Source organism: Olivibacter sitiensis DSM 17696, from assembly GCF_000427965.1.
GTDB classification, from domain to species: Bacteria; Bacteroidota; Bacteroidia; order Sphingobacteriales; family Sphingobacteriaceae; genus Olivibacter; species Olivibacter sitiensis.
On sequence record NZ_ATZA01000034.1, the window covers coordinates 48,841 to 62,907 of the forward strand.

The 14,067-nt window shown below is 45.2% G+C and carries 15 protein-coding genes; 10 read left to right on the forward strand and 5 right to left on the reverse strand.

Features of this window, described 5'->3' with window-relative positions:
* Positions 1-7: 7 nt before the first annotated feature.
* The 8 genes from A37S_RS0116290 to kdsB all read left to right on the forward strand — a co-directional run bounded on the left by A37S_RS0116290 (position 8) and on the right by kdsB (position 7,028).
* A complete protein-coding gene (locus tag A37S_RS0116290; protein WP_028297910.1) occupies positions 8-595 on the forward strand; it encodes a 50S ribosomal protein L25/general stress protein Ctc in 588 nt (195 codons plus the stop codon).
* A 146-nt stretch (positions 596-741) separates the two neighbouring features.
* Positions 742-1,302, forward strand: coding sequence for an aminoacyl-tRNA hydrolase (pth, locus tag A37S_RS0116295; RefSeq protein WP_028297911.1), 561 nt, complete (start codon positions 742-744; stop codon positions 1,300-1,302).
* A gap of 91 nt (positions 1,303-1,393) precedes the next feature.
* Positions 1,394-1,738 carry an ArsC family reductase gene (locus A37S_RS0116300; protein WP_028297912.1) on the forward strand — a complete coding sequence of 115 codons (345 nt, stop codon included), beginning with the start codon at positions 1,394-1,396 and terminating at the stop codon, positions 1,736-1,738.
* A gap of 118 nt (positions 1,739-1,856) precedes the next feature.
* Entirely contained in the window at positions 1,857-3,824 is a 1,968-nt protein-coding gene (locus A37S_RS0116305) for a M1 family metallopeptidase (protein ID WP_028297913.1), read from the forward strand.
* Between the two features lie 108 nt (positions 3,825-3,932).
* Positions 3,933-4,625 (forward strand): hypothetical protein, encoded by a 693-nt coding sequence (locus A37S_RS0116310; protein ID WP_028297914.1) that lies wholly within the window; start codon positions 3,933-3,935, stop codon positions 4,623-4,625.
* 34 nt (positions 4,626-4,659) lie between these two features.
* On the forward strand, positions 4,660-5,655 hold the full coding sequence (gene trpS / locus A37S_RS0116315; RefSeq protein ID WP_028297915.1) for a tryptophan--tRNA ligase: 996 nt from the start codon (positions 4,660-4,662) through the stop codon (positions 5,653-5,655).
* 11 nt (positions 5,656-5,666) lie between these two features.
* Complete coding sequence (locus A37S_RS0116320; RefSeq protein ID WP_028297916.1) at positions 5,667-6,281, forward strand: deoxynucleoside kinase; 615 nt, start codon at positions 5,667-5,669, stop codon at positions 6,279-6,281.
* Positions 6,282-7,028, forward strand: coding sequence for a 3-deoxy-manno-octulosonate cytidylyltransferase (gene kdsB, locus A37S_RS0116325; RefSeq protein ID WP_028297917.1), 747 nt, complete (start codon positions 6,282-6,284; stop codon positions 7,026-7,028).
* A gap of 526 nt (positions 7,029-7,554) precedes the next feature.
* Here kdsB and A37S_RS27170 read toward each other — a convergent pair.
* The 5 genes from A37S_RS27170 to A37S_RS0116355 all read right to left on the reverse strand — a co-directional run bounded on the left by A37S_RS27170 (position 7,555) and on the right by A37S_RS0116355 (position 11,037).
* Complete coding sequence (locus tag A37S_RS27170; RefSeq protein WP_157278745.1) at positions 7,555-7,710, reverse strand: hypothetical protein; 156 nt, start codon at positions 7,708-7,710, stop codon at positions 7,555-7,557.
* Between the two features lie 18 nt (positions 7,711-7,728).
* Positions 7,729-8,280 (reverse strand): hypothetical protein, encoded by a 552-nt coding sequence (locus A37S_RS0116340; protein WP_028297919.1) that lies wholly within the window; start codon positions 8,278-8,280, stop codon positions 7,729-7,731.
* Positions 8,268-8,615, reverse strand: coding sequence for a hypothetical protein (locus A37S_RS0116345; protein ID WP_169719517.1), 348 nt, complete (start codon positions 8,613-8,615; stop codon positions 8,268-8,270). Before A37S_RS0116345 ends, A37S_RS0116340 begins: the two co-directional genes overlap by 13 nt.
* 189 nt (positions 8,616-8,804) lie before the next feature.
* Entirely contained in the window at positions 8,805-9,734 is a 930-nt protein-coding gene (locus A37S_RS0116350) for a hypothetical protein (RefSeq protein ID WP_157278749.1), read from the reverse strand.
* Between the two features lie 13 nt (positions 9,735-9,747).
* A complete protein-coding gene (locus tag A37S_RS0116355; RefSeq protein WP_028297922.1) occupies positions 9,748-11,037 on the reverse strand; it encodes a hypothetical protein in 1,290 nt (429 codons plus the stop codon).
* 204 nt (positions 11,038-11,241) lie between these two features.
* Here A37S_RS0116355 and A37S_RS0116360 point away from each other — a divergent pair, with 204 nt between their 5' ends.
* Both A37S_RS0116360 and A37S_RS0116365 read left to right on the forward strand, forming a co-directional pair.
* Positions 11,242-13,032: an O-antigen ligase family protein gene (locus A37S_RS0116360; protein WP_028297923.1), complete on the forward strand. Its 1,791-nt coding sequence runs from the start codon at positions 11,242-11,244 to the stop codon at positions 13,030-13,032.
* A complete protein-coding gene (locus A37S_RS0116365) occupies positions 13,025-13,750 on the forward strand; it encodes a hypothetical protein (RefSeq protein ID WP_028297924.1) in 726 nt (241 codons plus the stop codon). The genes A37S_RS0116360 and A37S_RS0116365 overlap by 8 nt, the downstream gene beginning before the upstream one ends.
* Positions 13,751-14,067 lie beyond the last annotated feature (317 nt).

Genomic DNA, 14,067 nt, shown 5'->3' on the forward strand with positions numbered 1-14,067 from the left:
ATAAAAAATGGAATCAATTGCTATTAGCGGTTCTCCTAGAGAGAACGTAGGGAAAAGAGACGCTAAGGAACTGCGTTATCAAGGTCAAGTGCCTGCAGTTCTGTATGGTGGTGCGCAACAATACCACTTTTCAGTGTCCGCAGCTGATTTGAAACCTGCTATTTACACGGCAGATGTTCATTTCATAGAGCTGGAACTAGAAGGAACTAAACATCAGGCTATCGTTCAGGATGCTCAGTTTCATCCATTGACCGACCAAATCCTGCATGTGGACTTTTTGGCACTCAGCGATGACAAAGAGGTAGTGATGCAAATTCCTATCCAACTTGTTGGAACTTCTCCTGGCGTGAAGATGGGGGGTAAATTGATCCAAAAGCTTCGTACGCTTCGCGTAAAGGCATTTCCTAAGAATTTGCCACAAGTTGTGGAGGTTTCTTTGGAATCTTTGGAAGTTGGCAAATCTGTACGTGTTAAGGAAATTTCCGTGGCTAATGCCAGTATTTTGAACAATAGCGACGATACAGTCGTCTCCGTTGTAATGTCTCGTGCATTGAAACAAGCTGAGCAGGAAGCTGCAAAGGCAGGCAAGAAATAATTAAATGTATTTTTTCAACAGTAGAGGCCCCAACCGGGGCCTTTATTGTTTGTAGCCTCCTCCGTGGTTAACACTTGAAAGTCCTTAATTCGTGAGGCAATATTTTGTATTTTGACTTTTGATTTTTTACTTTTTACTTCGCAAGAATGAAATACTTGATCGTCGGGCTTGGCAATATCGGGTCGGAATATGCAGATACACGGCACAATATCGGTTTTATGGTGGCAGATGCACTAGTGAAGGAAGCCGGTGCAAGTTTTTCTGTTTTGAAATTGGCCTATTACGCAGAGTTTAAGTATAAAGGGCGTACGATTGTAAGCATCAAACCTACCACCTATATGAATCTGAGTGGCAAGGCGGTAAATTATTGGATGCAAGAGTTAAAAATTCCTCTCAGCAATGTGCTCGTTATCGTAGACGATTTGGCCATCCCTTTTGGTAGTATCAGAATTAAGCCAAAGGGAAGTGCCGCCGGTCATAATGGACTTAAAAGTATCGAAGCACTTTGTGGTGGGCAGGCCTACCCACGGTTGCGCTTTGGTATTGGCGATAATTTTCCCAAGGGAAGACAGGTCGATTATGTCTTGGCGCCCTTTGATAGGGAAGAGCAGCCGGAGCTACCTAGCCTGATCGATCATAGCGTGAAAGCCATACAGAGCTTTGTGACGACCGGCATTGAATTGACCATGACAAATTTCAATAAATAGCTGTCGGCAATCAGTAGTAAGCTAATGCCTTGTGTCTTATGTCTCACATCTCACATCTGATGTCTCACGTCTTTTTTTTAATTTAGCATCCATGAAAGTATATGGTATTAAAAACTGCAATACGGTAAAGAAAGCCTTGCAGTGGTTGGACGGTCATGGCATTTCGTATGAATTTCATGATTTTAAAAAATTGGGCGTTTCCTTAGATAAATTGAAACAATGGGAGGGGACCTATTCTTGGGAGGATCTTTTGAACAAGCGGGGCACCACCTGGCGTCAATTGCCCCAGGAGACGAAAGATGCCGTGACAGATGCCACGAGCGCCAACAAATTGCTGTTGGAGAAGACAAGTGCCATAAAAAGGCCGGTCATCGAGCAAGGAAATACTTTGTTGTTGGGTTTTGATGCGAGTGAGTACGAGCAAAAATTGAAATAAAAAGTTAATAAGGCTTTATTGTTTGTGTCCATTGTTGGCAAAGCTTATATTAGCATCATGAAACCGAGGAATTTTCTTTGGTGAAAAGTGAATCATTAATTTAAAAACAACAATATCCATGTCTTTTAAGAGTACTTGTTTATCATTAAGCGTAGCCTTGGCATTGAGCGGAGGAGTATTTGCCCAGGAAGAGGTCAAGGTAGGTGTCGGGAGCAAATACAGCTATGAAGAAGCCTTTGCGCCTTTGTTTTACACCAAGAACGGGAATGAATACCGTTCGGCCAGTGGAAAGCCCGGACCGAAGTATTGGCAAAATGCCGTCAATTATAAGTTGAAAGCTAAATTAGACCCGGCTACGAAACATATCGAAGGAGTGGTAGAGCTGGACTATACCAACAATAGTCCGGACAATCTGGATTTTATGTGGCTTCAGCTGGATCAGAACATGTTCTCCAAAGAAGGAAGAGGCTCGCAGATCGTTCCTTTGACAAGGAGTCGTTACGGCGACCAGAGCAGTGCCTTTGACGGGGGCTATACGATCAAATCGGTAAAGCTTTCCGGAGGTAAGGATTTGGATCATGTGATCAACGACACGCGCATGCAAGTGTTTCTTCCTCAGGAATTGAAAGCAAGCGGTGGTAATATCAAGATACAGATTGCCTACTCGTATACCGTGCCTGATTACGGTGCTGATCGTACAGGCATCTTGTCTACGCAGAACGGTGATATCTTTGCGATAGCACAATGGTTCCCTCGGGTAGCTGTCTATGATGACGTGTTGGGATGGAATGTACAACCTTATACAGGACCTGGAGAGTTTTATCTGGAATTTGGCAATTTCGATGTGGAGATTACTGCACCTGCCAATCAGATCGTGGTATGTGGTGGCGAACTGCTCAACCCGCAGGAAGTGTTTACGGCAGAGCAGTTCAACCGTTGGAAGACCGCTGCCAATAGTGATGAGACCGTGATGATCAGAACCGCTGAGGAGGTGACCGCAGGAAATTCGCGGCCTTCAAAAAACGAGCTGACCTGGAAGTATAGATTGCTACAGGCACATGATGTGGCTTGGGCGGCATCTACCGCTTTTGTGATGGATGCAGCAAAGATCAATCTGCCGGAAGGCAAAAAGTCACTTGCCGTATCCGTATACCCGGTAGAAAGTATCGTGGAAAACGGTTGGCAAAGGTCTACAGAATTTACCAAATCATCCATTGAGTACTATTCGAAGCAATGGTATCCCTATCCCTATCCTGTTGCTGTCAATGTAGCATCCAATGTAGGTGGGATGGAATATCCCGCTATCGTGTTTTGCGGCAGCAAAGCTAAAGGACCGGGCCTTTGGGGCGTTACCGACCATGAGTTTGGCCATATTTGGTTCCCCATGATCGTGGGAAGCAACGAACGCTTGTTCGCTTGGATGGATGAGGGCTTTAATACCTTTATCAATGGCCTTTCGCAAAAGGAATTTAACAATGGTGAATTCTACAGAGGGCCTCAAGATGGGCATAGAATGGCACCTTACCTGTTCAGGGATGGTATAGAACCTGTTTTGTCTACCCCACAGAACATGCAAGAGCGAAATATCGGTGTTCTGGCTTATGCGAAGCCTGGTTTGGCGTTGGATCTTTTGCGCAATGAGGTGTTGGGACCTGAGCGCTTTGACTATGCTTTCCGTACCTATATTAAGTATTGGGCTTATAAGCATCCAACGCCGGACGACTTTTTCCGTACTATTGAAAATGTAGGAGGCGAAAGCCTTAATTGGTTCTGGAGGTCATGGTTCCTAAACGCATGGAACCTGGATCAGGCCATTACCAACGTGACTTATACAGACGACGATCCGACAAAAGGAGCAATCGTAGAAATAGCCAACCTGGAAAAGATGGTGATGCCCGTGACGGTTGAATATACGACGGTAAGTGGCAAAAAAGACCGCAAAAAACTCCCTGTAGAGATATGGGAAAGAAATCAAGTGTTCTCTTTCAAATTGCCGACAACAGAGAAACTGCAGTCCGTGGTGATAGACCCGGATAAGGTATTGCCCGATATCAATGCGGATAATAATTCCTGGACAGGACAGTAAAAAGCTTTAGTGAATTTTGGGAAGAAGAGGTTGACCACTGTGGTCAACCTCTTTGTTTTTAACACTTTTTGACAGTTCTGTTTATGTAAGAGTGTTAAATTTGTTCGGATGAAAAGCTGCTATTGGTGTTTCTTTTTTCTTGTGTCTTCTTTTTGTAGCTATGGGCAAGATACACTTAGGGGAAAGACCTATGTCTTGGATACAAACACATTCTTAAGTGATGTAGAAATCACTAACCTGAGTACGGGACAGTTGGTATGGAGTTCCGCAAACGGTGATTTTGCTATCAGTGCAAAGACAAACGACTTGCTTTCTTTTTCTTTTCCCGGATACCGTACGGATACCCTGCTGGTGACGGATTTTTCATATAAGCGTATATACCTGACCATAAAAGATGAAACACGCATTCTGAAGGAGGTGGAAGTGAAGGCGAAAATGGCAACTGTGCAAATGCTCGAAGAAGCAAGGCAAGAGGCAAAACTCGTGACCTACGGTAAGTATAAAGGGGGAATTAGTTTTTCTCCTAGCTATCTATTTAGCAAGCAACGGCGGAATGCCAGAAAGCGGGTGAAAATGCTGGAGCAGCAATTGGCATGGGAGGCGACTCAGGAGCGTTTCAGAAAGGAAAAAATTAAGGAATTGACTCCGCTGGAAGGAGAAAACTTGGATTTATTCATGGTAATATACAGGCCTACTAAGGTGATGAACGATAAACAGTTGGAACAGTATATCATGGACAGTTATTCTGGTTTTAAAGCTTTAAGCGATGAAGAGAAGAGGAGATGGAAACTAGGCTTATGATTTTTAGCCTAATAATCCGTATTTTCGTCCCCATATGGAAACTGTCGTCAGTGGTATCCGGAGTACCGGAAAATTACATTTAGGAAATTACTATGGAGCTATAAAGAACTTTATCCGTATGCAGGACGAGTTCAATTGTTATTTTTTTATTGCCGATCTTCATTCGCTGACCACCCACCCCACACCTGAAAACCTTCACGATACGGTAAGACAGGTCGTGGTAGAATACCTGGCCGCGGGCATAGATCCAGAAAAAGCGACTATCTACGTTCAGTCGCACGTGACAGAGGTCATAGAACTTTATCTTTATCTCAATATGAATGCCTATCTTGGGGAATTGGAACGCGCCACTTCTTTTAAGGATAAGGTGCGCGCCAATCCAGACAATGTGAATGCGGGATTGTTGACCTATCCGGTATTGATGGCGGCAGATATTCTATTGCACCGGGCTACGAAGGTTCCGGTAGGTAAGGATCAGGAGCAGCATTTGGAGATGACACGTACTTTTGGCAACCGCTTCAATCGTATGTACAAGCACGATTATTTTCCTGAAGCCTTTGCATTCAGCTACAGCGATAAGCTGATAAAAATCCCTGGTCTGGATGGCAAGGGGAAAATGGGGAAATCGGAAGGGGATGCCAATTGTGTCTATTTGTCAGACTCACCCGAGGCCATTCGAAAGAAGGTGATGAAAGCCAAGACAGATAGCGGTCCTACTATTGAAAATCAACAGAAGCCACAGGAGATACAAAATCTGTTCGATTTGATGAAAGTGGTATCCACCCCCGATACGGTTGCGCATTTTGACGAGTTGTACAATAAGTGCGAGATACGCTATGGCGATTTCAAAAAGCAGCTTGCTGAAGATATGGTGTCGGCTACCGAGCCAATCCGATCGAGGATTGAAGCCATTTCGGCTGATGATGCCTATGTGAGCAGGGTAGTGGCCATGGGCGCAGAGAAAGCACGGGAGAGCGCTAGGAAAACGATAAAAGATGTAAGGGAAATTATCGGTTTTAGGAGTTTCTAATAAATTGAATTATGCATATAGCGATCGTCGGCAATATAGGGGCCGGCAAAACCACCTTGACCAGCTTATTGGCCAAGCACCTGAAAATGGAACCACAGTTTGAGGCGGTAGAAAACAATCCCTACCTGGAAGATTTCTACAGCGATATGAAGCGCTGGTCGTTTAACCTACAGATATTTTTTCTTAACAGTCGCTTTCGCCACATCGTGGATCTACAGGAACGCAAGATAGATATCATCCAAGACAGGACAATTTATGAGGACGCCTATATCTTTGCAGAAAACCTGCACGATATGGGCCTGATGACCACGAGGGACTTTGAAAATTATAGCAATATATTTGAGAGCATTATCTCATTCATCAAGGCTCCGGATTTGCTGATTTATTTAAAAGCCTCTGTTCCCACATTGGTGAACAATATACAGTTGCGGGGTAGGGAATATGAAGCAGGCATTCGGATAGATTATTTGACGAAGCTGAACGAAAAATACCAGAAATGGATCGGAAACTATAAGGAAGGCAAATTGTTGATCTTGGACAAGGATAAGTTGGATTTTGCCAATAAGCCCGAAGATTTGGGTTTTGTAATAGAAGAAATTGAGAAGAACTTGCATGGGTTGTTTTAGATGAAAATAATAGGAATCATACCAGCTCGTTACGAGTCCACACGTTATCCCGGAAAACCCTTGATCGATATTGGGGGCAAGACCATGATCCAGCGTGTATATGAGCGTGCGCTGTTGTCCAAGAAGCTCAGCATGGTCATAGTCGCTACAGATGATGTCCGCATAGCCGATCATGTGTCTTCTTTTGGTGGGCATTTTGCCATGACCAGCGACGAGCACCAGAGCGGTACAGATAGGTGCGCCGAAGTGATCCAGCGTTTTCCCGACACCGATATTACCATCAATATACAAGGAGATGAACCTTTTATAGATCCTTCTCAGATCGATAGCCTAGCAGTTTGCTTTGAGAACAAAGATACCCAGATTGCCACTTTGGTGAAAAAAATCGAGACTTATGAGGAACTGGTGAACATCAATACACCTAAAGTATTGCGCAATGTACACAAGCAGGCAATCTATTTTAGTCGCAGCCCAATACCATTCATTCGGGGTGTAGCACAGGAAAACTGGCTACAACATTTCGAGTATTATAAGCATATAGGGGTCTATGCCTATCGAAATGAAGTGCTAAAGGATATTACCAAGCTGAAACCATCTGCCCTGGAATTAGCTGAAGGCTTGGAACAGTTGAGATGGATAGAGCATGGATACAAGATCGCTACTTGCGAGACCGATATGGAAACGCTGGCCGTAGATACGCCGGAAGACCTACAGCGAATATTGAAAATCGCCAAACATATGCTCTGAACGGCTGACCGCGTGCCAGCATCTTGAAGGCTAATTAATGAGCTTATATTGAGCATGCCATTTGTGAAGCAGGAACAACTTCGAATGGCCTCTTTTCAAATTGTAAAATAGGTTAGCAGAAGAAGCAATACGCGCGTTCCTAAAAGAACATCGTGAATGAGCTATTAGATTTTTAAATGACATTATTGATGCAATTTTGTGTTTCTTAATGCGCACTATTAATTCCTTTGGAGAGATCATGAATAATGGCTCTCCTTTGCCGGTGGACCTATTTCCACACGCCGTCCATGAGCACATTACCATGAAACTGCCCAGTGCAAACAAAGCGATCCGCTCAAAGCGTGGAAATCTACTTGCCATAAAATCTATAAGAATACTGTCCAGCATTGTTCTTGTCTATGATGACACCAAAGGCAGACTACTCGAAGCCCAGGCCATACTCATAATCTCTGTCCAAATTGTTTTCCGCTTAGAGCAAGCAAGAATAAAAGAAAAAAACTGTCTCTCATGGCGTACATAACTGTGTTCATGATGTTCCTTTCAGATCGCCCATATATTCTGCTGAAGGATATATCAGGTCGTCCTTGCTCACGTACCTACCGTCTTCCATCCTGAAGGAGGAATTTTCCAAATAGGCCTGACTACCTCCCAGACCATGGAATAATGCAAAGACATGTAGCATAGCGATAACATTCGACTCTTAATATGCAATTCGAATAGCTGAAAAAACAGGAGGCAAATAAATATAATCATTTACAGGAATGCTCATATTTACAGCATTAAACATTGGGTTGATCAGTCTATCAAAATCATAGAAAAATATACTTTTAGCAGACAATGTTTCCTCTTTTCTTTTCTTTGGCCCGTCAAACTTAATCAGGCAAGGCAGGATAATCCGGGCGGATTTCCGATTGCCCAAGACGGAACAATAGTCAAACATCTTCAGGAAGGATACATCCTTGTTCTTGAACAGATCATACGCTACACTGTCATTCAGGTGCACGGACCTAGCATTGCAACGGTACGGCGACACACGCTCCACGTCTATGACAAAGGCAAAAGTATATATCGTCACAGTATCGTTGTTAATGATGTTTTCATTAGGCGCAAGGTAATCCCAGATGATGGCGTTTACTCTTTTTGACAGCCTTTGCGATGCAGAGGTATCCGCCTGCTTTTCCTGGCTCCAAGCAGCTGAAAGATCCAGAATAAGCGTAGCTATAAAAACAAAACAAAACTTCAATATATCCATTCGCATTTATTTGCAAGATCGGGAGGTGTGTTGTACATCTGCACCAGTGCTCCGGCTATTGCCGGAAGATAAATGTTGGCCATCATTTCATGTTGAGTTTGATTTGCGGGCGAACCGGGATTAATGTTCTTAAAATATTGTAAGTAAGCGTGTACGCTTTCATGAAAAAATACAACAGTAGCAAGTTCCTTCGATGCGCCTGGCAGTACGTTACTATTAATTTCTATTTGTAGTCTTTCATTTGTACTCGCTGCTACGTTGAAATAACCCAACTCGTGATCATACATATTGCTACCATCAACAAAATCAAACTCAACGCCTACTTCGGCCTCCATTTGATCCAATATACCTCTCATCCTATTGTTAAAATCCTTTGAATGGATTAGCGTGTCCAAGAGGTTTTTTAAACACTCATTCTGAAGGTCATTGTGTATTGGGCAGTAGCCGCTATAAATAGCAAAGATACTGTGGCAGTAAAAGTAGTCTCATCGTTTTTTTTTTTTTCGCAAGCTGGCAATTTGTACTCAATATGATCGAGGCACTTGGGAAGGAAGCATGACTTGTTCCTTAACATAGGCCTCGTAAAAAAAATTGTCAGAAAGCCACAGTTTTTTCTGCAATTGCAAAAAGTAGAAATCGAATGATCCGCCAATAATCCCTTTACCCGGCACGTAAACAAACCGGTCTATTCCTCGATGCCGATTGGGTGCATCCTGTGTGCTCCAGTCACTGAACAGCCAATAATGATATGCCGTATCCCTTCCCGTTGCCGTGCTATGCGACAGGAATAGGACGGGATATTCCAAAGGCCTGCGCAGTGAAGCGTACTCGTTACGTACATCGTTGGGGGAACTTGTCTTCCTTGCCCGTGCGTATCGGTTCTCAAATTCTTTCGCTGTCAGGGTAGGGACGGCCGTGTTGATGAAGCACACCTTGTTATCGTTGGCAAACAGCAGTGGTGTATTGTCTATAATGGTGAAAAATTCCGTCAGGCAATAGGCGCTCTGAACATAGCCCGAATCGCTTTTATATACCAGTACGATATCATCCTTCTTCAAATCCCGATAATCGTATCCGTCCCTCAGATATTTCGCCTGCCCATTTCGATGCATATCGCGTAATTGCTGCATTCCTATGCGCTCGTTTGGTTTCAATGTATCGATATCGATCCGTTTCCAGTTACTTGCCGTCCTTTTATCCCGTAGTTCGTTCAATTTGGGCAGTACCGAGAACAAGACCAATTTGCCATCGTCATAGTCCAGGTTGAGCAAATGTACTGGGATATTGCCGCCATATAGTGTTTTTGACGACAGTTCGGTCTTGGACAGAAACCTATATTCCTTAGGTTCATTTTCTGCCAAGAGGAAGTATAGCTTCTTGTTTTGTGCTGTAAGCCAAAAGGCCTGGCACACTATAAGCAAAAATATCCCGATTACTGATTTGACGCTGCTCATATTATATCTTTTCCTAGGGAGTATTACATATGGTTCCTTGAGATTCACCTTTTCTCGTATCTCTTTCTTTCGCATTTAAATTTTTGTTCTCCGTGTCAGTTTCTATGATTCCAGTCATCGCCAATGCATTTGCTCTATCGGTCGGAAAATTTGGATTGAAACTTAAAATAGCTTCGGACAATTGATTTAAAAAATTTGTTGCCATTGTGCTATGTCCATTGACAAACATATACTTCCCGATGCTGCCTCCTGGAATATCTGCCATGTACTTTGTGATGTCGGGATATTTACTAGCAAAATCTGACGGACTCAATTTATTGGATTCAACCGTTAAAAAAGCATGTAAAGCCTCGTGATACATAGTAACCAAAATATATTCCTTTGAAGCGTAATTTAACACATCTTCATTAATCTCAATGGTAGAATAAATTTGATAACCGTCACTATAATTATAGCCATTATTCAAGTTAATTCTCGAAGTATGCGTCCCATCTACCGTGTTACCTAAGGAACTTGAGGGCTTAAAAACCATATGGAAATCACAATCGCCCTGAAAGGTAGTTTTAATTTTTTCAGCAATATCATTTTTCAAATCGGGTAATTCTGCCAATATTGCCTGAGCACAAGGATAATTCTGAAGTGAATCGATAATGTCGTTGTTATTGTCATCGTTCCCTGGCGGCGCACCCCCGCCCCCTCCTCCGACCGGTGGCGGATAGTAAGGCGGTGGGGGTGGGGTGTACGGCGGTGGACTCGGCGGTATATACGGAGGGAAAGGATTGGGCGGCGGCGGAACGGTCACCGGCGGGAGCTCCCCACCGTCTATGGTCTCGTCTCCCATGAGTACGATATTCCTGTTCTCAGCCAGGCCCGTCAGCGTATAGGTCTTGTCGCGGTCAAAGAACCCGACGTCGATAAGCCTGCCGTTTACCGTAAAACTCCCAACCACCAGCGAGTCGGGATTACCGAACTCGTATTGCCTTACCACCCCATAGTAGGCGCCATCATACTTTACTACGTGAAGTTCCCTGTTTATCTGTTTGGTGGAGCGGATCAAGGTGGTAAACAGCGTGGAGTCTCCGTGTTTTTCTACCAGCGTACCGTTCCAGTCGGGAGTATTGAGGTTGGCAAATGCTGCCGAATCATCGGACGGGATCAACTGCCTCTGGTACCAGGCCGCCAGCCCTTGGATATCTTCCGGTTGATCTGTCTCGAGGATCAGATCAGGCTCCCTGGTACATGCCCAGAGCAATAATAGGAGCGAGGCCAATATGGTCAGGCCGGGTGTAAAATGTCTCTTCATAACCGAGATTTTTCATTTACAATCGATCTAATTGATTAATCCTGAGGCTAATTAACGGAATTTGATTTTGTTCTGCAAGATTTTTTGTTAAAATTTGTTAAAAAAGGTAAATTAGCGTTAAATAGATCGGCATTTTGACCTGTTTTTCAGGATGTAGTTATATAATTATACATTAAATTCAAATTGATGCGGCCGTTATACACAATGAGGCAAAATGAAAGCATAAAGAACGTAATCTTTCCCCTTTTCCTGGTTTTCCTTATCGCCCTAACCTCGGGCCTGAACTATTTCGGGCTGAAACGATCTTATTGGGGCACGGAACTTCCCCCGTTTATTTTCGGCGCATCCGTATCCTTATTGGGGGCAGGCCTGCTAGGTGCCACAAGGCTCCCGAATTTTCGGGTAGCGCAGATAGACATCGCGTTTGTGTTCTTCTATGCCTATATCTGCCTTCATTCCGTTTTAAACGCCTGGCCCTACCCTTCGACAGACCAACTGTACGTACCGGTGGGAATCCTGGTGTTCTACGTGCTGGTCAGGGTCGGAATGGGAGACCACCTGCCCAGGCTGTCAGGAGTACTTGCCCTGGGCATTATATCGATCGCCGGTTTTCAGGCTATCCTCGGGTTGGCGCAACATGGGGGTATGGTCCCTTATTTTCATCCGCTCTACAGAGCCGCAGGGTCTTTTGTCAATCCCGGCATTTACGGCTGTTTTCTCTCCCTGGGGCTCTGTACAGCCTTCGGTCGGGTGCTGGACGAAGGATACAGACGAAAGATCCCCCTGGTCGCCTTCGCCTTGCTGATAGCCGTGGCGCTGGTCCTTTCCGGATCGCGCACGGCATGGATCTCGACGGGCATCGGGATGTCGTTCGTCGTTATCTCACGTTACCCGGGGCCGTTGGCCAATTTGAAGATCAGACGGGGCCTGCTGATCTGCGGAGCGTTCCTTTTTTTGGGCGGCACGTATCTTTTGCTCGAGATGAATCGGGCATCGGTTGGCGGCCGTATGCTCATCTGGAAGGTGGGTTGGCAGATGTTCCTGGAACAGCCTTTGTTCGGTCATGGTTACGGAGGCTTTTACACCGGGTACGGAAATTACCAATCGGCGTATTTTTTGTCGGGAACCGCGGCCGTGGAAGAAATGCAGACGGCCGGCATGAATTATTATGCCTTCAACGAACCGCTGAAGATCATGGTGGAACAGGGAATGGTTGGATTGGTCCTGTTTGCCCTGGTTGTCGCGATCACGTTTGCGTTCGCCCTGAAGCGAATAGGCGCTGAGGGAAGAACGTCCCAAGGCCTGATAACCTTCGTTGCGATCGCGTTGGTCGTTCTGGTATTCGGATGCTTTTCATACCCTTTTCAGGATATTTCCATAGGGTTGCTCTTTGCGCTGTCGATGGCATACATTGCCGCACGCCAATCCGTTGAGGCGCCCATCCAAATAGCCCGGCTATCCGGGTTGTTCCGTATCCTGGCATTTGGGTGCCTGGTATTTTTCGGTTTCAGGTCTTTTGAAAAGATCCGCGCCATACTTGTCTGGAAACATGCGAAGGAGAACATCCTTGTCCAGGAAGGTGACGCGCTGCGGGACTACGTGAAGGCCTATGCCGTACTACCGAACAACGGGGCTTTTTTGTTCAATTACGGAGCCGAGCTGGTCGATATGGGAAACTATGCAAAGGCCCTCGGAATACTGGAAAGGGCAGGGCGGTACGGAAACAGCATAGAGCTGCACTTGAAGACCGCCCGTGCCCACATCGGCCTGGGCCGGTATGACCGGGCAGAAGAGGAATATATCAGGGCGGCGCACATGAACCCCAAGCTATTTGTTCCTTTTTACGAACTGCTCCTCTTTTACGACCGGATCGGCCAGGTGGAGAAGGCAAGGGGAGTAGCGGCCATGATCCGCGATAAGCCGGTTAAGGTGCCATCGGAAACGATCGGCAGAATCAAGGAATTCAGTATCCAATATTTGAAGAAAAATGAATAGTAGACGTATAGCGTTTGTACTCGCCCTCGCATTTTTTTTGCCGGCGTGCAGGAAAGACGAACCGGTCGAGCCGGAAGTAGAGGTATCCGATATGTGCCAGCGAATAAACCTGCTGGAAAACGACGGTACGTTTGCGGAAAAGCTGAACGCTCTGCTTGCCGATGCGCGGACCGAAAACTATGAGAGCGGTTACCTGGTATACCCATCGGAGGCCAATGTCTTCCGCTACGAGCCGGTACGTGGCGAACCGGGCGAGGCTTCCATCGTGTTCGCCCCGCAGGGGCAGGTAGAGGGGCTCATGCATAGCCATTACGGGGATCTGTTCCCGACCTTTTCGGCGGCCGACGTCAAGGCGGTCTATGACACCTACAACGAAGAGCATATGCACGACTACGGTACGTTCTTCTGTAGTGTGGTTTCCCCCAATGGAAATGCCTATTTGTTGAAAATCGAGGACATATACAGGTTCCTGTTCTTTTCCGGGCGGTATTTCCTGCACCGGGAGGGATTTATGGCCTTTGAAATCAGTTACTATGAGAAACAGCAGGCCTATCTGCAAACAATGGGACCTGTCGGTTCATTCGAGATGGCACTCTGCGAGCTGCTGGAGGATTCCGGTCTGGTCCTTTTCAAGGCTACCGGGCCATTTCGTACATGGCTGAGATTGGAAAAGGACGAATATGGCAATTTGAGGGAAGTGGGATGCAACGTCGATTAAGGGCGCACTTTTATGTGCTGAGGATCACGGGGTTTTTAATCTGGAATCACTACCAAACGGATAAACTTAAAAACAGGCAATAAACTCACTTAACTTACTGATTATCAGTAAATATTTTCATTAGATAAAAAAGCCNCCCCCCCCCTGTTTTTTAGAACAGTTCTACCTGTATACAAGGTGGTTTATTTCGTTTTTTCTGTTTGCTGTAAGTTCTCCTGCTGTTCTGCACCATCCAATATATCTCAAGATTACTGATTAAATGGATTCTTATCAGTGCAGCAATGGTGGAAAACGCCTTTTTGCTCTGGGATTTTACC